At 68.8% G+C, this 17,473-nt stretch carries 13 protein-coding genes; 11 read left to right on the forward strand and 2 right to left on the reverse strand.

Features of this window, described 5'->3' with window-relative positions:
* Positions 1 to 76 precede the first annotated feature (76 nt).
* The 3 genes from AC1Q5B_RS07325 to AC1Q5B_RS07335 are packed head-to-tail and all read left to right on the forward strand — an operon-like array spanning position 77 to position 3,037.
* On the forward strand, positions 77 to 463 hold the full coding sequence (locus AC1Q5B_RS07325; RefSeq protein WP_492631074.1) for an endonuclease domain-containing protein: 387 nt from the start codon (positions 77 to 79) through the stop codon (positions 461 to 463).
* 8 nt (positions 464 to 471) lie between these two features.
* Positions 472 to 2,109: an NAD+ synthase gene (locus tag AC1Q5B_RS07330; RefSeq protein WP_492631075.1), complete on the forward strand. Its 1,638-nt coding sequence runs from the start codon at positions 472 to 474 to the stop codon at positions 2,107 to 2,109.
* 40 nt (positions 2,110 to 2,149) lie between these two features.
* Positions 2,150 to 3,037 (forward strand): vitamin K epoxide reductase family protein, encoded by an 888-nt coding sequence (locus AC1Q5B_RS07335; protein WP_492631076.1) that lies wholly within the window; start codon positions 2,150 to 2,152, stop codon positions 3,035 to 3,037.
* Positions 3,038 to 3,112: 75 nt separating this feature from the next.
* Here the strand turns inward: AC1Q5B_RS07335 and AC1Q5B_RS07340 are convergent, their stop codons facing one another.
* Positions 3,113 to 4,000: an outer membrane protein assembly factor BamD gene (locus AC1Q5B_RS07340; RefSeq protein WP_492631077.1), complete on the reverse strand. Its 888-nt coding sequence runs from the start codon at positions 3,998 to 4,000 to the stop codon at positions 3,113 to 3,115.
* A gap of 119 nt (positions 4,001 to 4,119) precedes the next feature.
* On the opposite strand from AC1Q5B_RS07340, the gene rluD reads away from it, so the two are divergent.
* From rluD to AC1Q5B_RS07360, 4 genes are read left to right on the forward strand one after another with little or no spacing between them, the layout of a single operon-like run.
* Entirely contained in the window at positions 4,120 to 5,103 is a 984-nt protein-coding gene (gene rluD, locus AC1Q5B_RS07345) for a 23S rRNA pseudouridine(1911/1915/1917) synthase RluD (RefSeq protein WP_492631078.1), read from the forward strand.
* Positions 5,100 to 5,870: a peptidoglycan editing factor PgeF gene (pgeF, locus tag AC1Q5B_RS07350; protein ID WP_492631079.1), complete on the forward strand. Its 771-nt coding sequence runs from the start codon at positions 5,100 to 5,102 to the stop codon at positions 5,868 to 5,870. Before rluD ends, pgeF begins: the two co-directional genes overlap by 4 nt.
* Positions 5,855 to 6,388 (forward strand): DUF4166 domain-containing protein, encoded by a 534-nt coding sequence (locus tag AC1Q5B_RS07355; RefSeq protein WP_492631080.1) that lies wholly within the window; start codon positions 5,855 to 5,857, stop codon positions 6,386 to 6,388. The genes pgeF and AC1Q5B_RS07355 overlap by 16 nt, the downstream gene beginning before the upstream one ends.
* A complete protein-coding gene (locus AC1Q5B_RS07360; RefSeq protein ID WP_492631081.1) occupies positions 6,378 to 6,791 on the forward strand; it encodes a thiol-disulfide oxidoreductase DCC family protein in 414 nt (137 codons plus the stop codon). The genes AC1Q5B_RS07355 and AC1Q5B_RS07360 overlap by 11 nt, the downstream gene beginning before the upstream one ends.
* 422 nt (positions 6,792 to 7,213) lie before the next feature.
* On the opposite strand, the gene AC1Q5B_RS07365 is transcribed toward AC1Q5B_RS07360, so the two are convergent.
* Entirely contained in the window at positions 7,214 to 9,646 is a 2,433-nt protein-coding gene (locus tag AC1Q5B_RS07365) for a TonB-dependent receptor plug domain-containing protein (RefSeq protein WP_492631082.1), read from the reverse strand.
* Positions 9,647 to 9,976: 330 nt separating this feature from the next.
* Between AC1Q5B_RS07365 and AC1Q5B_RS07370 the strand changes: the two genes are divergently transcribed.
* The 4 genes from AC1Q5B_RS07370 to AC1Q5B_RS07385 all read left to right on the forward strand — a co-directional run bounded on the left by AC1Q5B_RS07370 (position 9,977) and on the right by AC1Q5B_RS07385 (position 17,466).
* Complete coding sequence (locus AC1Q5B_RS07370) at positions 9,977 to 10,453, forward strand: DUF3574 domain-containing protein (protein WP_492631083.1); 477 nt, start codon at positions 9,977 to 9,979, stop codon at positions 10,451 to 10,453.
* A gap of 260 nt (positions 10,454 to 10,713) precedes the next feature.
* Complete coding sequence (locus tag AC1Q5B_RS07375; protein WP_492631084.1) at positions 10,714 to 12,297, forward strand: SulP family inorganic anion transporter; 1,584 nt, start codon at positions 10,714 to 10,716, stop codon at positions 12,295 to 12,297.
* Positions 12,298 to 12,456: 159 nt separating this feature from the next.
* Positions 12,457 to 15,057 (forward strand): ATP-dependent chaperone ClpB, encoded by a 2,601-nt coding sequence (gene clpB, locus AC1Q5B_RS07380; protein ID WP_492631085.1) that lies wholly within the window; start codon positions 12,457 to 12,459, stop codon positions 15,055 to 15,057.
* A gap of 135 nt (positions 15,058 to 15,192) precedes the next feature.
* The gene (locus AC1Q5B_RS07385; protein ID WP_492631086.1) at positions 15,193 to 17,466 is read left to right on the forward strand and encodes an EAL domain-containing protein; all 2,274 of its coding nucleotides are present in this window, start codon (positions 15,193 to 15,195) and stop codon (positions 17,464 to 17,466) included.
* Positions 17,467 to 17,473 lie beyond the last annotated feature (7 nt).

Below are 17,473 nucleotides of genomic sequence, written 5' to 3' on the forward strand. Positions count from 1 at the left end.
AGCCCCTTCCCCCGCTTGCGGGGGAAGGCTGGGATGGGGGCAAAATGCACCAGCAGCCACCGCACAGGACGTGCCCATGCGACAAGGACAGAAGCGCGACCGTGCGCGCGAGTTGCGTCGGGACATGACGCTGGCAGAGCGCAAACTCTGGGGTATCATCAAGGATCGCCAGTTGGATGGCGTCCGTTTCCGTCGACAGCACCCCATCGGGCCTTACATCGCTGATTTCGCCTGTGTGGAAGCGGGATTGATCGTGGAAGTGGATGGCGGACAGCACATGTGCGCCGAGACCGATCGCGCGCGCGACGCATTTCTGCGGGAGAAGGGGTTCCACCTCCTGCGCTTCTGGAATAATGAGGTCATGGCGAACCTCGAAGGCGTTCGGGCGCTGATACTCAGCGATCTCGGACGCTCGCCCCCATCCCAGCCTTCCCCCGCGCGCGGGGGAAGGGGCAGATCCTGAAGGCCGATATGACACCCACCCTCCGCATCGCCCTGGCCCAGTTCGACTTCCCGGTCGGCGGCGTCGCGCAGAACAGCGCCAGCATCCAGCGCATGATCGCCGAGGCCCGCGACGAGTACGGGGCGGATGTGGTGCTGTTTCCCGAACTGGCGGTCAGCGGCTATCCGCCGGAAGACCTGCTGCTGCGGCCACGCTTCCTGGCCGATTGCGAGACCGCGCTGGCGGACATCGCGGCGGTCACGCACGGCATCGTGGCCGTGGTCGGCTGGCCGCAGAGTGCGGGCAGCGTGGTCTACAACGCCGCGAGCGTGCTGCGCGACGGTGTCGTCGACGCGACCTACCGCAAGCGCGAACTGCCCAACTACGCGGTGTTCGACGAGCGCCGCTATTTCGACGTCGATCCTGACGGTGGTGCCTGCACGTTCGAGGTGAAGGGCGTGCCGCTGGGCCTGGTGATCTGCGAGGACCTCTGGTTCCCCGAGCCGCTGGCCGACACCGCCAAGGCCGGTGCGGTGCTGACGCTGGTGCCGAATGCGTCGCCGTTCGACCGCGACAAGCATGCGCAGCGCGATGCGCTGATCGCCGAGCGCACGCGCGAGACCGGCATGGCGCTGGCGTATCTCAACGTGGTGGGTGGGCAGGATGCGGTGGTGTTCGACGGCGCCTCCGTGGTCGCCGACGGCGACGGCACGGTGCACCCGGCCGCGGCGGCGTTCACCGACCAGTGGCTGGTGGTCGATTTCGACGCGGCGACGCGCAAGTTCAGTCCGGTAGCCTGGATGGACGACGGCGACGAGAGTCGCGATGCGCTGGCGTGGCGCGCGATCGTGCGCGGCATCCGCGACTACTGCGGCAAGAACGGGTTTTCGAAGGTGTGGCTGGGCCTGTCCGGCGGCATCGACTCGGCGCTGGTGCTGGCGCTGGCCGTCGACGCACTGGGCGCGGAGAACGTCACTGCCGTGCGGCTGCCGTCGCGCTATACCGCCGGCCTGTCCAACGACCTCGCCGCAGAGCAGTGCGCCGCGCTGGGCGTGAGGCTGGAGGCGGTGTCGATCGAGGCGCCGTTCAAGGGGTTCCTGGACGCCCTCGCTCCGGTCTTCGGCGACGCAGCGGCCGATACCACCGAAGAGAACCTGCAGTCGCGCAGCCGGGGCGTGATCCTGATGGCGTTGAGCAACAAGTTCGGCGGGCTGCTGCTGACCACCGGCAACAAGAGCGAATACGCGGTCGGCTACGCCACCATCTACGGTGACATGTGCGGGGGCTACGCACCGATCAAGGATCTGTACAAGACCGAGGTGTTTGCGCTGGCGCGCTGGCGCAACACCGTCGGCGGTGCGCCGGTGATCCCGCCCGCCGTGATCGACCGTCCGCCGTCGGCCGAGTTACGCGAGAACCAGAAGGACCAGGACTCGCTGCCGCCGTACGACGTGCTGGATGCCATCCTGTTCCGCTACGTGGACCAGGAACAGTCGCGCGACGAGATCGTCGCGGCCGGTTTCGACGCCGCCACCGTCGACCGCATGCTGCGGCTGGTGCGCATCAACGAGTGGAAGCGCCACCAGGCCGCCCCCGGGCCGAAGGTGTCCCGCCGGGCCTTCGGCCGCGAGCGCCGCTACCCGATCACCAACAAGTACGCGCTGTGAGGCCGTTCCCGCGCGACGCCCGATCGCTCCGGAGATCCGCATGACCCGAAAGAAGAAGCGCGCGTCGCACCGCGACCGTCCCGCTGCGTCCGCCCCGCGCGCGGCGACGCCGCCGGATCGCGCGATGCTCGCGTTGTCGGTGCTGGGCCTGTTGATCACCGGTTACCTGGCGTGGACGGCGGGCAGCGGGTCGGCGTCCGCGTTCTGCACCGGCGACGGCGGCTGCGACGCGATCCAGCGCAGCAGCTGGTCCACGCTGCTCGGTCTGCCGATGGCGCTGTGGGGCTTCGGCCTGTATGCGGTGGTGGCGCTGGTGTCGCTGGCCGGAAAGGCGTCGCCGTTGCTGCGCTGGCAGCGGCAATGGCGGCTGGTGCTGCTGGGGCTGGCGATCAGCGTGTACCTGACGGTGGTGGGCAAGCGGGTGCTCGACGCGTTCTGCCTCGGTTGCCTGGCGTCGCTGGCGGTGCTGATCGCGATGTTCGTGTGGCTGCAGGTGCGTCGTCCGGCCTCCGCGCCGGGGCAGACCTGGGGACGCTGGTGGGGCGTGCAGGCGGTGCCGGTGCTGCTGGTCGTGGCAGCGCTGCACGTGCACCAGAGCGGGCTGCTGCACCAGCGGCCGGAAAGCCGCCGCGCCGAAGCGCTGGCGCAGCATCTGGCCGATTACGGGGCGACGTTCTACGGGGCGTCGTGGTGCGTGGAATGCAGCCGGCAGAAGCGTCACTTCGGCCATGCGGCGGAGCGGTTGCCGTACGTGGAGTGCTCTCCCGGCGGTCGCAATACGCCGATGGCGTCCGCCTGCGCGGCGGCGGGCGTCACGGTGTTCCCGACCTGGATCATCGACGGCATCGAACACAACGGCGTGATGGAGCCGCGGCAGCTGGCGGTGCTGACGCGTTTTGACTGGGACCAGGCGCGCGCGACCGACTGATCGCGGCAACGCGCACCGCCGCCAAAGAAAAAGGGCCTCGCGGCCCTTTTTCGTTCCCGCAAGGAACCGACTGCGTCAGTCGTCCTTGCGCTTGTCGACCGTGTTGCTGGATTTCTCGCCGGCGAAGGGGTTCAGGCGGCGCACCATCCACGGGTACTTCGGGAAATTGCCCGTCAGCCAGGGATGCTGCGGGTCGTTGAGTTCCAGGACGCGCTTGGCGTCGGCGGCCAGCGTCTGATTGCCCAGGTGGGTGTAGGCCTCGGCGAGCACGGCGATGGCATCGTTCTGGTAGGAACTCTGCGGGTAGGTTTCCAGCAGGTAGCGGGCGCGGCTGGCGGCCGAGACCCAGGCGTCGCGGCGCAGGTAGTAGATCGCCGTGTCCAGCTCGTGCAGCGCGAACTGGTCGCGCAGCCTGATCATGCGCTGGCGCGCGTCGGCGGCGTAGCGGCTGTTGGGGTAGTTCTCGGCGACGCGGGCGAAGTCGTTGTAACCCTGCATCGGCGTGGCCAGGTCGCGGCGGCTGGCGTCCAGGCGCCACACCTTCTGCAGGAACACGGTGTCGCGGTTGGAGTTGGACAGCCCGCGCAGGTAGTACATGTACGGAATGTTGCGGTGGGTCGGATAGGTGCGGATGAAGCGGTCGATGGTGGTGACCGCATCGTCCAGCTTGCCGGCCTTGTACTCGGCGTAGGCCGTTTCCATCAGCGCCTGCTCGGTGTACGGGCCGTACGGGTACTGGGCGATCAGCCGGCGGAAGTTCTGCAGGCCGCGGTCCCAGTTGTTGTTGACCATCGCACGGTGGCCTTCCTCGTACATCACCTCGACGGGCTGGTTCTCGGCGGCACCCTTCTTCTTGAAGATCTTGCCGCAGCCGGTGCCGGCGAAGGCGACGACCAGGGCCAGCAGGACGAAGCGGGAGGTCGCAAAGGAGCGGGAGAAGCGGGGGAAGGCACGCTGGGTCATGGGCTGGCGGCAGGGCCGCGGCAGGGAAACAGGCCGTCGATGATAGCCTAGGCGCCGCCTTCGCCATGAACATTCGGCCAATACGGACCGGGACATGGCCTGCCTGGACGCCTTTCCGCATGACCGAATCCGATTCCGCCGACGCCCCCGATACCCCCCGCACCGCCATCGTGCCCGCCAGCGCCGCCGGCCGGCGCTTCGATGCCGCTCTGGCGGAGCTGTTCCCCGAATTCTCCCGCTCGCGCCTGACCGAGTGGATCAAGTCGGGGAATGCGTTGCTGGACGGGCAGGTGGTTCGCCCGCGCGACCCCGTCCGCGGCGGCGAGACCGCCAGCCTGGACGTGGTGCTGGATACCCAGACCCATGCCGAGCCGGAAGACATCCCGCTGGACATCCTATACGAGGACGAGCACGTCTTCGTGCTGGACAAGCCGGCCGGGCTGGTCGTGCACCCCGGCGCCGGTAATCCGACCGGCACGCTGGTCAACGCGCTGCTGTTCCGCGATCCGTCGCTGTCGGCGCTGCCGCGCGCGGGCATCGTGCATCGCCTGGACAAGGACACCTCCGGCGTCATGGTGGTCGCGCGCACGCTGCCGGCGCATACCTCGCTGGTGGCGCAGCTGGCCTCGCGCGACGTGCACCGGCAATACCTGGCGGTGGTGGTCGGGGCGATGGTGTCCGGCGGCACCGCCAACGCGCCGATCGACCGCCACCCGCGCGACCGCCTGAAGATGGCGGTGCGCGAGGATGGCCGCGACGCCGTCACCCACTACCGCCTGCGCGAGCGCTTCCGTGCGCATACGGCGCTGGAATGCCGGCTGGAAACCGGGCGCACGCACCAGATCCGCGTGCACATGGCGCACATCAAGTACCCGATCGTCGGCGATCCGTTGTACGGCGGGCCGCTGCGGCTGCCGAAGGGCGCCAGTGACGAACTGATCGCGGTGCTGCGCGGCTTCCGCCGCCAGGCGCTGCACGCCGAGACGCTGGAGTTCGCGCACCCCGTCAGCGGCGAACCGGTCCGCGTCACCGCGCCGGTGCCGGCCGACATGGTCGCGCTGCTGGCGGCATTGCGCGCGGACAGCCAGGCCAAGCGCGGATGAACCCCGCGCCGGCGGTGCCCGCCGACTGGCCGGCGCCGGCCGGCGTGCATGCCTTCACCACGCTGCGGCACGGCGCAGGGTTCTCCACGGCGCCGTTCGACACGTTCAATCTGGGCAACCGGTACGCCGCCGACGGCGATGATCCGGCCGTCGTCGCGCGCAACCGCGCGCAGCTGGTCGAACTCGCCGGCCTGCCGTCCGCGCCGCATTGGCTGAAGCAGGTTCATGGCATCGACGTGCTGCGCGTGGACGCGCCGGCCGCTCCGGATGCCGCGGAGCCGGTCGCCGATGCGCTGGTGACATCGACGCCCGGCGTGGTGCTGGCCATCCTGACCGCCGATTGCCTGCCGGTCGTGTTCGCCGCGAAGGACGGCCGCGAGATCGCCGCGGCGCACGCCGGCTGGCCCGGGCTGTCGAAAGGCATGCTGGAAGCCGCGCTCGGCGCGATGCGGACACCGGCTGCGGACGTGGTCGCCTGGATCGGTCCTGCCGCGGGCCCGGCGCGTTACGAGGTGGGGAAGGATGTGTTCGACGTGTTCGTCGCGCACGATGCCGGCGCTGCAGCGTGTTTCGTTCCGACGCGCCCGGACCACTGGCGGGCCGACCTGCCCGCGCTGGCGCGGCGGCGGCTGGTGGCGCGCGGGATGGTGCCGGCCGACATCCACGGCGGCGACCTCTGCACGATCAGTGAGCCCGCGCGTTTCTTCTCGCATCGCCGCGACGGCCGCAGCGGACGCATCGCCACGCTGGCATGGATACAGCCGTAAGGTCGTTGTTCGCACAGGTACTGGGGCCGGGGTTCGACACGCTGGCGGCGCCGGTGCGCGCGTTGCATCTTGCGCAGGGAACGCATCGATATCGGGGGGATGTCGAGGTGGAACGCGGCAGTGGCCTCCTGTCGCGATGCATCGCCGCTGCCACGCATCTCCCGCCCGCCGGCAGCGGTCCCCTGGGCGTCGAGATCGACGCATCGCCGGCGCGGGAACACTGGACCCGCTTCATCGGCGGTCGCGCGATGCCCTCGCGCCTGTGGTGCGAGGGCGACGTGCTGTGCGAGCGGCTAGGACTGGCGACGTTCGGGTTCCGGCTGGCGGTGGAAAACGAGGCCCTCGTGTGGCGCGTCGTGCGTGTCCGCGTGTTCGGCCTGTCGCTGCCGGCGCGCTGGTTCACCGGCGTGGGCGCGCGCGAATCCGCCGATGGCAGCCGCTACCGCTTCGACGTGTGGGCCTCGCTGCCGCTCGCCGGCTTGCTGGTGCATTACCGGGGCTGGCTGGATGTCGACTGATCCGGTGCGCGACGAGGGAGCGGTCATCGTCTTCGATGGTGTCTGCGTCCTGTGCAACGGTTGGGTGCGGTTCCTGCTCAGGCACGATCGTGAAGGTCGCTACCGGTTCGCCGCGATGCAGTCGGATGCGGGCCGCGCGCTGCTAGCGGGACACGGCCTGGATCCCGACGATCCGGCCTCGTTCCTGCTGGTGGAGGGCGCGCAGGCCTGGACGGACAGCGATGCGATCCGGCACGTGCTGACCGGGCTCGGTGGTGTGTGGCGGCTCGCGGGGGTGATGGCGGTGGTGCCGCGCGTGTTGCGTGATCCGTTGTACCGGTGGGTAGCGCGGAACCGGTACCGGTGGTTCGGGACGACGGCGTGCCGTGTTCCGACGGACGACGAGCGGGCGCGATTCCTGTAGGAGCGACGTGAGTCGCGACCGTGAAATCGGATTGTTCGTTGCGTCAGGACGGATTCTTCAAGCTTGGCTGCAACGAAGTGTCCACGCCGTTTACCCGTTCGCACGCAGTGCGATGTCTTCGCTCGGCGCTGAGTCGCGGAACGGTTTCCTCATCGTTCGCCATCCGGGCGCGTGGCGACGCGTTCTTCATGCCTGGCTGCGGGGCGGTGTCCACTTTGTTCCCCGTCCCGGCGCATTGCGATGCGCTCGTGGTCGGCGGCGCCGACCCGCAGCGGGGCGCGGTCTGATCGTCCGGACGCCGGCGCGGGGAGGGCCAGCCTGCCTTCCCTCGCGCGACGGTTGCCCGCCCGTTCCCGTGCCGCGGCGCCCGTCCGATCAGTTCGGTGCCGCCTCCGTGGCGGAGGCGGCGATGGCCATGGAACTCAGAAGGTGTAGCGCACCCGTGTGTAGTAGTACGCGCCGTTGCTGCCGATCGGCGAGAGCACGTCGTACGGCAGGTTGCCGAAGTAGTAGATGTCCTCGTTCGACAGGTCCGGGTACTCGTCCGTCAGGTTGAGGCCGCCGAGCGCAACGCTCCACTTGGACGTGAGCTTGTATTCCACTTCCGCGTCGAGCTGCCACTCGGCGCCGTAGCGCTGCTCGGGCTCGAAGCCGCCCCCGAAATTGAACACGCGCTTGGCGCTGCCGTGCCGGCTGACGCGGCCGAGCAGGTTCCAGCGGTCGTCGTTCCAGTTGGCGGTGAGCTGCGCGCGGGTGCGCGGGGCGGCATCGGTCAGTGTGTTGCTCTCTTCCACGCCGAACAGCTGGTAGGACGGATCCAGCGCCAGCAGTTGCGCGGGCGTGGCGACGACGTTCTTCAGTTCGGTCTTGGCGTAGCTGTAGGTGCCGGTGAGCTGCAGGTTGCCGCCAGCCAGCGCCTGTCGCCAATTGGTCACCAGTTCCACGCCCTGGGTGCGCGTGTCCGCCGCGTTGGTGAAGAAGCTGACGCTCTGCACGCCGCGCACGCCGAACTCGTCCTCGATGAAGTCGGTCAGCACGTCGCCGGTGATGCTCTCGGACAGCGCGACGCGGTCGTCGATCTCGATGTGGAAGACGTCCAGCGACAGGTCGAAGTGCTCGCCGATGCGGCTGGTGAAGCCGAGGCTGGCGTTGATCGACTTCTCCGGGTCCAGCGCCTGCGCGCCGAGCGCGCGGGCGATCGGGTTGTTGACCGACAGCAGGCGGCCCTGGGTCAGCTGGCCGGCGGCGCTGTAGCCGGTCGATGTGGACTCGTAGCCGATCTGAGCCAGCGACGGCGCGCGGAAGTTGTTCGACAGCGCGCCGCGCAGCGCGAACGCCGGGGCGAATTCGTAGCGCGCGGCGACCTTGCCGGTCAGTTCGCCGCCGAAGTCGCTGTAGTGCTCGTAGCGCACGGCGACGTCGGTGGTCAGCTTCTCGCCGAAACGGCTGGACAGCGCGGCGTACACGCTGGCGACATCGCGGTCGAGGTTGGCCACGTCCTGCGGGGTCAGGCCGCCCCCGGCCTGCGAGCCGGTCGGGCGGTCGATGTACGGACCGGCCGCGTAGCTGGCGGGATCGCCGGCACCGGTTTCGTAGTCCTCGAAGCGGAATTCCGCGCCGAAGGCCACGTCGTGCGTGGTGTCGCCGCTGCCGAAGCCGCGGCTCAGGTCGAGGTTGGCCAGCGTCTGCGAGGACTCGTAGTCGCCGGTCTTGAAGCGCGTTGGGCTCGTCGGGCCGAGCGAGGCATTGAGCGAGTCGCGCAGGCGGTAGGTGAAGCTGTTGCCGCCGTGGTTGACGCTGGCGTCGTAGTCCCAGCTGCCCCACTGCCCGCGCACGCCACCGACGATGGCGACGTCCTGGTTCTCGCCCAGCGAGACCGGGCGGTAACCGTTCGGGTAGACCTCGGGCCAGTTGGATACGCCATCCGGATAGCGGAAGTAGTTGGCGCCGACGGTGTCGCGCTTGTTGTAGGTCCCGAAGATGTAGAACTCCGACGCCTCGCCCAGCGGCAGGCCGGCGTTGACCCAGGCGTTGATGTCCTTCGACTCGCCATCGCCCAGGTGGTAGTTGCGCTGGCCCTGCACGGCCAGGTTGGCCGGCGACTGGTCCCACGGCGGCACCTGGTCGAAGCCGGCACGGTTGGTGGCCTCGCGGTTCTTCAGCTCGAAGCCGACGCGGAAGAAGCCGCCATCGCCGACTGCCGTGCCGACCTTGCCCGACAGGAAACTGGTCTGGCCATCGGTGAGCGTCCGGTGGATCGGCTCGACATCGGTGTGGTGCAGGCCGAAGCTGGCTTCCCAGGCGCCGCCCTCGGGCGCGTCGTCGAGGATGATGTTGACCACGCCAGCGACGGCATCGGAACCGTACTGGGCACCGGCGCCGTCGCGTAGTACTTCGATGCGCTTGATCGCGGTGACCGGGATCGCGTTGAAGTCCACCGGCGTGGTGCCGCGGCCGATCTTCGAACCCGTCGTCACCAGCGCGGTGGTATGGCGGCGCTTGCCGTTGACCAGCACCAGTACCTGGTCGGGCGCCAGGCCGCGCAGCTGCGCGGCACGTACATGGTCGGCGCCGCCGGAGTTGGACTGGCGCGGGAAGTTGAACGACGGCAGCAGCGCCTGCAGCGCGCTGCCCAGCTCACCATTCAGCACGCCGGCCTTGCGGATGTCCTCGGCGGTCAGCACGTCGATCGGCGAGGTCGATTCCAGCGCCGTGCGGTCGCTGGCGCGGGTGCCGGTGACGATCACCGCGTCCAGGTCGGTGGTGCCGGCGGCGGGGGCCTGCTGGGCGAGCGCGGGAAAGGCGAGGGCAAGCGCGATGGCAGCGCCGAGCGGCGCCACGGTAAGGCGGGACATGGAAACTCCTGACGGGTGGGTACGGGAAGGTGAAGCGGACGACGACGGCCGGATCAGTGGCAACGACAGCCGCAGCCGCCGGTCCCGGGAGGGGAGAGACCAGAAGGGACGCGGGCGGCTACGGGTCGTGCGATCGGCATCGGGACAGGAAGTGTCGTAGGGGTCGTCTTCCCCGGTCTTTCGGCTGTGCCGGGGTGACGGAACCTTACACCGCCGGTTCCCCCGCATGATCGCCGCGCGCCATGGCGTGATCCCATGTCCTGATAACCACCGGCTATTTCGATGCGCGATGATGGCGGCCGACAGTACGCATCCCCACCGGAGTTCCCCATGTTGTCGAGACGTCTTTTCCTGGCCATTGCATTGCTGGCCGCCTCCGGATGCGCCAGCGTCCCCCGCGCCGAGGCGCCCTCGACCACCACGGCGTCGCTGCAAGGCGATGCGCTGCGCCCGGCGCAGGCCACCGGCTGGGTGCGCAGCGAGCTGTACTTCGGCGTCGGCAAGGAGACAGGTCCCGCCGATCGCCCGCAGGCCGAGACGATCACCGAAGAACGGTGGCGCGCCTTCCTCGACAAGGAAGTGACCGCGCGCTTCCCCGATGGCCTGACTGTGTTCGACGCCTATGGCCAGTGGCTGTTCCGCGGTGCCGCCGAACCGAACCGCCTGAAGACCAAGGTGCTGGTGGTGCTGCACGAAGACACCCCGCAGCGCCGCGCCGACATCGAGGCGATCCGGCTGGCGTGGAAGCAGGCGACCGGTCACCAGTCGGTACTGTGGTCGCGTCATGCGGTGGACGTATCGTTCTGACGCGATCCGCTCCTTCCCCCGCATGCGGGGGAAGGAGCGGATCGCGGCGGGCGCATGAGCGTGAGCGTAAGCATGGGCATGCTGTGTGGACGGCGCGCTCCTTGGCGAGCGGCGCCTCACTCGACAAGCCTGTGAGTGAACGATTGACCGGCTCCGTCGCCCACCCCACCCCAGCCCTCCCCCGTGAACGGGGGAGGGGGCTTATCCTGTGGCGCTGTTTCCTTTCATCTTCCGCCTCCTTCCTCTTGCCCTGATCTCCCATGACCGCATCGGCTACTCCCGTGCGCCGCTGGTTCGTTCCCGGCGACCTCAACGGTTTCTTCGGCCTGGTGGTGGACAACCTGTCCATCCTCGGCTTCATCGCCGCCGCGCTGATCGGCATCTTCCAGTTCCCGGCGGAGGTGGTGTTCACCCGCATGTTCCCCGGCACCGCGCTGGGCGTGCTGGTCGGCAACCTGATCTACACGTGGATGGCGCACCGGCTGGCGTCGAAGACCGGGCGCGACGACGTCACCGCGATGCCGCTGGGCCTCGACGCGCCGACCAGCATCGGCATGGCCCTACTGGTGCTGGGCCCGGCGTTCGTCGGCTTCAAGCAGGCGGGCCTGGACGAACAGGCGGCGGCCACGGCGACCTGGCAGCTGGGCATGGCCTCGCTGGTGGTGATGGGCGTGCTGAAGCTGGTGCTCTCGTTCTTCGGCGATGCGGTCACGCGCGCGGTGCCGCGCGCCGGCCTGCTCGGCTCCATCGGCGGCGCGGCGCTGACGCTGCTCGGCTTCCTGCCGCTGATCGAGACGCTGCGCCAGCCCATCGTCGGTTTCGTCACCTTCGGCCTGCTGCTGTACGTGCTGGTGGCGAAGGGCAGGTTGCCGGTGAAGATCCCCGGCGTGCTGCTGGCGTTCGTCGTCGGCACCACGCTGTACTACGCGCTGGGCCTGTCCGGGCTGGGGGCGCCGGGCTTCAAGGTGCCCGACGCCGTGCCGCTCGCGGTGACGCTGCCGCTGCCCACCCTGGGCTGGCTGGACGGGCTGGCCTACACCGTGCCTTACCTGCCGCTGCTGCTGCCGTTCGGCCTGCTGATGGTGGTGGGCGGCATCAACGTCAGCGAAAGCGCGCGCGCGGCCGGCGACGACTACCTGACGCGCGACGTGCTGCTGGCCGAAGCGGTGTCCACGCTGGTCGCCGGCTTCTGCGGCGGCGTCGCGCAGACCACGCCCTACATCGGCCAGCCCGCGTACAAGCACATGGGCGCGCGCAAGGGCTATACGCTGCTGACCGGCCTCTTCATCGGCCTGGGCGGCGTGCTCGGCTACGTGTCCGGGCTGGTGCAGTGGCTGCCGGTCGCGGTGCTCGCGCCGATCATCGTCTATGTCGGCCTGGACATCACTGTGCAGGCGTTCACCGAAACGCCGCGCAAGCATGCCGTCGCGGTAGCGCTGGGCTTCCTCCCGTCGGTCGCCTACCTGCTGACCATCAAGTTCGGCAATCCGGCGTGGATCGCGCCCGACCGTTTCGCCGGTCTGTACGAAGGCGTCGACGGCCACGGCCTGCCGGACCTGGCCACGATCGTCACGCTGGGCAACGGCTTCATCATTACCGCGATGATCTGGACCACCGCGCTGGTGGCGATGATCGACGGGCGCAACGGGCGCGCGGTGGTCGCACTGCTGGTCGGTGTCGTGCTGACGCTGTTCGGCATCATCCATTCGGTCGATCCGCGGGGTGGCATCTACCTGCCGTGGGACGTGGAAGGCCTGCGCGCGACGATCCTGTGGCAGTTCGCGGGCGCGTACGCCGCCCTCGCGGTGCTGCTAGGCGCACTGTCCCTCCAGAAGAAGGCGTAGGGCGGGCTTGGCCCCGCCTCGGTACGTGCGAAGACGGTGGGCCAAGGCCCTCCCTACGGTGAACTCCGGTCTCAACAGGTCTTGAAACACCTGCGCTTAACCGCATCTGGGTAGCATCGGCTGGCGTTCGCCGGCCCCTACTTCCTTGAGGTTCTTCCGATGCGGATGGACAAACTGACCTCGCGTTTCCAGCAGGCGCTGGCCGACGCCCAGTCGCTGGCCGTGGGCCGCGACCACACCATGATCCAACCCGTCCACGTGCTGGCCGCACTGCTCGAACAGCAGGGCGGCAGCTCGCGGCCGTTGCTGGCGCAGGCCGGCGTCAACGTGCCCGTGCTGCGCGAACGATTGACGGAGGCGCTCGACAAGCTGCCGAAGGTCACCGGCCAGGCCGGCCAACTGTCGATCGGCAACGACCTGTCGCGCCTGCTCAACGTCACCGACAAGCTGGCGCAGGACGCGGGCGACACCTATATCGCCAGCGAATGGTTCCTGCTGGCCGCGCTGGACGACAGCGGGGCCGCGGGCCAGGAGCTGAAGGCCAGCGGCGCCGACAAGCAGAAGCTGCGCGCCGCCATCGAACGCCTGCGCGGCGGCGAGAAGGTGCAGTCGGAGAATGCCGAAGACCAGCGCCAGGCGCTGGAGAAATACACCATCGACCTGACCGATCGCGCCGAGTCCGGCAAGCTCGACCCGGTGATCGGCCGCGACGAGGAGATCCGACGCACCATCCAGGTCCTGCAGCGCCGCACCAAGAACAACCCGGTGCTGATCGGCGAGCCGGGCGTCGGCAAGACCGCCATCGTCGAAGGCCTTGCCCAGCGCATCGTCAACGGCGAAGTGCCCGAAGGCCTGCGTGGCAAGCGCGTGCTGTCGCTGGATATGGGTGCGCTGATCGCCGGCGCCAAGTTCCGTGGTGAGTTCGAGGAGCGCCTGAAGGGCGTACTGAACGACCTGGCCAAGAACGAAGGCCAGATCATCCTCTTCATCGACGAGCTGCACACGATGGTCGGTGCCGGCAAGGCCGAGGGCTCGATGGACGCCGGCAACATGCTGAAGCCGGCGCTCGCGCGCGGCGAACTGCACTGCATCGGCGCGACCACGCTGGACGAGTACCGCAAGTACGTCGAGAAGGACGCCGCGCTGGAGCGCCGCTTCCAGAAGGTCTTCGTCGGCGAACCCAGCGTCGAGGACACCATCGCCATCCTGCGCGGGTTGAAGGAGAAGTACGCCGTGCACCACGGCGTCGAGATCACCGACCCGGCGATCGTGGCCGCGGCCACGCTGAGCCATCGCTATATCGCCGACCGCCAGCTGCCGGACAAGGCCATCGACCTGATGGACGAGGCCGCCAGCCGCATCCGCATGGAGATCGACTCCAAGCCGGAAGAGATGGACCGCATGGAGCGCCGGCTGATCCAGCTGAAGATCCAGCGCGAAGCCTTGAAGAAGGAAAAGGACGCGCAGTCGAAGCAGCGCCTGGCCGATCTCGAGACCGAGATCGAAGCGCTGCAGCGCGAGTTCAACGACCTGGAAGAGATCTGGAAGGCCGAGAAGGCCACGCTGACCGGTGCGACGAAGATCAAGGAGCAGATCGAGCGGGTGAAGCTGGAACTGGAAGCCGCGCAGCGCAGGCAGGACTACGCGCGCATGAGCGAGCTGCAGTACGGCCAGCTGCCGGAACTGGAGAAGCAGCTCGCGGCCGCGCAGGAAGCCGAGCAGAAGGGCTTCAGGCTGCTGCAGGACAAGGTGACCGACGAGGAGATCGCCGAGGTCGTCAGCCGCTGGACCGGCATTCCGGTCAGCAAGATGCTGGAGGGCGAACGCGAGAAGCTGCTGCAGATGGAGCAGTCGTTGCGCGGCCGCGTGATCGGCCAGGAAGAGGCGATCAAGGTCGTGTCCGACGCCGTGCGCCGCTCGCGCGCCGGGATCTCCGATCCCGACCGTCCGAGCGGCTCGTTCCTGTTCCTCGGTCCCACCGGTGTCGGCAAGACCGAACTGTGCAAGGCGCTGGCGGAATTCCTGTTCGACAGCAGCGACGCGATGGTGCGCATCGACATGAGCGAGTTCATGGAGAAGCACGCGGTCAGCCGCCTGGTCGGTGCGCCCCCGGGCTACGTGGGCTATGAGGAGGGCGGTTACCTGACCGAGGCCGTGCGCCGCCGTCCGTACAGCGTGATCCTGCTGGACGAGGTGGAGAAGGCGCATCCGGACGTGTTCAACATCCTGCTGCAGGTGCTGGACGACGGTCGCCTGACCGATGGCCAAGGCCGCACGGTGGATTTCCGCAACACCGTCATCGTGATGACGTCCAACCTCGGCTCCAGCCTGATCCAGGACATGTCCGAGGGCGATGGCTCGGCGGACACCCCGGAACGCTACACGCAGATGAAGGCGGCGGTGATGGGCGTGGTGCAGGCGCACTTCCGTCCGGAGTTCATCAACCGGCTGGACGACATCGTCGTGTTCCATCCGCTGGACAAGGCGCAGATCCGCGAGATCGCGCGCATCCAGACGCGCTACCTGGCCAAGCGTCTGGCCGAACGCCAGATCGTGCTGGAGCTCGACGATTCCGCCCTGATGCTGCTGGGGAATGTCGGGTTCGATCCGGTGTACGGCGCACGGCCGTTGAAGCGCGCCATCCAGGCGCAGCTGGAGAATCCGTTGGCGCAGAAGATCCTCTCGGGCGCGTTCGGCGCGGGCGACACGGTGCGCGTGCGTGCGGAGGGCGGGCAACTGGCGTTCGACGTCACGCGCTGACGGGCGGTCGGGGCGGGGCTGTCCTGCTTCCGTCCGTCATTGCGTGGTAGAACGTTATGGGGCGACCTGCACTGGAGCGGGTCCGCGTCGTATCGTCTCCGCGCGGCGGAGGCCGCAAGGGGCAAGGACGGACCGATGGCCGATGATGCAGGGCAGCCGGTGCGTGGCCTGGGCAGGAGCATGCAAGTGCTCCTGCTGGGCGGCATGTGCCTGCTGCTGCAGCAGGTCGCGGTCCGTTACCGCATCGATTTCTTCGGCGACGTCGCCGATGCCTCGCTGATCCACCTGCACACCGGGCTGTTGCTGGCCATCGCGATGCTGGTGCGCGACCGGCGTGTGGTGGCCGGGTGCTTCCTGCTGACCTTCGCGGGCTGGACGTTCCGTCAGGTCTACCTGTTCGACGGCGGGCGGCCGACATGGATGCTGGCCTGGGGCGCGGCCGGCTACCTGCTGCAGTACGCGTGGACGCTGCTGTGCGTTCACTGGATGGGGTGGCCGCGCAGGGGCGTTGCCCGCGTACAGCGGAGCGATCTGATGCGGTTCGCCGCGGTCGGCCTGCTGCTGTATCCGCTGGTGCTCGCCGTGCTCGGCCTCAGCATCGTGCTGCTGTCCTCGCCGGCCAGTGCGCTGAGTACGGCGTTCCAGATGTTCTTCGCCAAGCAGTTCGGCGTGGTCGTCGTGACGCTGCCGTTGGTGATCGGGTGGCAGGAGCGTACCGTGCCCGCCCCGCGCACCGACACCGCCAGGCAGTGGTGGTGGCCGTTGGCGCTGGGACTGGGCCTGGCGGTCAGCCTGTGGGCCGCGGTGCAGGTGCGGCACGCGTTCAATGGCCTGTCCGTCCTGCTGAGCGGGCCGGTGCTGATGGACTACCGCTTCGCCGTGCTGATCGTGCTGGCCTGGTGCATGCTGCGGCTGCCGCCGCGCTGGGCGATGCTGTCGCTGTCGCTGACCCTGTTGCTGCTCGTCGGCATGGTGGCCGGCACCGCCGAATACGCCAATACCGCAGTGGGCTTCTTCAATCTGCTGCATATCGCGGTGGAGATGAACATCCTGCTGCTGGCCATGCTCTACCTGTGGCTGACCAATCGCGACCGCTCCACGCTCGCCGAGCAACTGTCCGATGAAACCCGACGCGACCAGGTGACGGGGCTGCCGAACCTCAAGGCACTGCGCGGTCGGATGGAACGACCGCTGTCGCGGGCCGAACTGGGCTACCTGCTGCTGGACCAGACCGATACGCTGGTTGCCGGTTTCGGCCTGGATACGCAGGCGCAGGCGATGAACGCCGCGGCGCGCCGGCTGGAGGACCTGGTCGAAACCTATTACGTCGGCACGGGCCAGTTCGCGCTGCTGCCACGGTCCGGGCGGGATGCCGACCTGTGGGAGCGCGTGATGGCGCGCGTGGAGCATGCGGAGATCGACGTGGGCGGCGAACCGATCCGGCTGCTGCCCTATCTGGGTGTTGCCGCGTTCAAGGGTACGCAGGCCAGTATGGTCGATGGCGCTGTCCTGGCGGCGTCGCATCTGGCGTTCGAGGCCCGTCAGCATGGCGAACTGCGCCCACGTTACAGCGACGTCGGCGATACCCAGGTGCGGCGTACGCACCGGCGCCAGTTGCATGACGCCACCGAGGCGCTGGCCAGCCTGCGCAGCGAGCGCGTCGCGCTGTACTTCCAGCCCATCCGCGACCTGGTGCCCGACATGCATGCCGAGCCGCGCACGCTGTCGGGCGAGGTGCTGTGCCGGCTGCTGGACGAGAAGGGCGAGATCATGTCGCCGGTACGCTTCATGGCGCCGCTGGAGGCGGCCGGACGGGGCGCCGAGCTCGACCTGGCGGTCGTGCGCGCGCTGTTCCGGCTGCTGCGGAAGTCGCCGGATGCGCTGCCGTACTGTCGCGAGATCGCGATCAACCTCACCGGCCAGAGCCTGGCGTCGATGAGTTTCCAGGTGGAACTGCGCACGCTGCTGGCCGGGTCGCCCCTGCCGATGAGCGCGCTGTGCTTCGAGGTCACCGAGACCGCCGCCATTTCCAACACCGCCGCCGCCAGCCACCTGCTCACCGATCTGCGCGCGCTGGGCTGCCACATCGCCATCGACGATTTCGGTACCGGCATGCAGAGTTTCGCGCGCCTGCGCGAGCTGCCGGTCGACGTGATCAAGATCGATGGATCGTTCGTGCGAAACGTCGCCCAGTTGGGCAAGGACTATGCGGTCGTGCAGGCCTCGGTCGCGGTGGCCAAGGCGTTCGGTGCGACCACCGTGGCCGAGTTCGTCGAGGACGAGGACACCGAGTTCTGCCTGCGCCGGCTCGGCGTGCACCGCGTGCAGGGCTATCTCTACGGCGCGCCGCGACCGCTGGCCGATGTGCTGGCGGAAGTGGCCGCGGAAGCGCCGGCCGCGCGCGACTGAGCCGGAC

Source organism: Pseudoxanthomonas sp. GW835-FHT14C01 (genome assembly GCF_058793715.1).

Bases quoted from the DNA above. Each gene is read 5' to 3' on its own strand.
- clpB (WP_492631085.1), top strand. From the start codon at position 12,457: ATGCGGATGGACAAACTGACCTCGCGTTTCCAGCAGGCGCTGGCCGAC.
- AC1Q5B_RS07360 (WP_492631081.1), top strand. From the start codon at position 6,378: ATGTCGACTGATCCGGTGCGCGACGAGGGAGCGGTCATCGTCTTCGAT.
- AC1Q5B_RS07355 (WP_492631080.1), top strand. From the start codon at position 5,855: ATGGATACAGCCGTAAGGTCGTTGTTCGCACAGGTACTGGGGCCGGGG.
- AC1Q5B_RS07365 (WP_492631082.1), bottom strand. From the start codon at position 9,646: ATGTCCCGCCTTACCGTGGCGCCGCTCGGCGCTGCCATCGCGCTTGCC.
- AC1Q5B_RS07330 (WP_492631075.1), top strand. From the start codon at position 472: ATGACACCCACCCTCCGCATCGCCCTGGCCCAGTTCGACTTCCCGGTC.
- AC1Q5B_RS07385 (WP_492631086.1), top strand. From the start codon at position 15,193: ATGGCCGATGATGCAGGGCAGCCGGTGCGTGGCCTGGGCAGGAGCATG.
- AC1Q5B_RS07340 (WP_492631077.1), bottom strand. From the start codon at position 4,000: ATGACCCAGCGTGCCTTCCCCCGCTTCTCCCGCTCCTTTGCGACCTCC.
- AC1Q5B_RS07375 (WP_492631084.1), top strand. From the start codon at position 10,714: ATGACCGCATCGGCTACTCCCGTGCGCCGCTGGTTCGTTCCCGGCGAC.
- AC1Q5B_RS07335 (WP_492631076.1), top strand. From the start codon at position 2,150: ATGACCCGAAAGAAGAAGCGCGCGTCGCACCGCGACCGTCCCGCTGCG.
- rluD (WP_492631078.1), top strand. From the start codon at position 4,120: ATGACCGAATCCGATTCCGCCGACGCCCCCGATACCCCCCGCACCGCC.
- AC1Q5B_RS07370 (WP_492631083.1), top strand. From the start codon at position 9,977: ATGTTGTCGAGACGTCTTTTCCTGGCCATTGCATTGCTGGCCGCCTCC.
- pgeF (WP_492631079.1), top strand. From the start codon at position 5,100: ATGAACCCCGCGCCGGCGGTGCCCGCCGACTGGCCGGCGCCGGCCGGC.
- AC1Q5B_RS07325 (WP_492631074.1), top strand. From the start codon at position 77: ATGCGACAAGGACAGAAGCGCGACCGTGCGCGCGAGTTGCGTCGGGAC.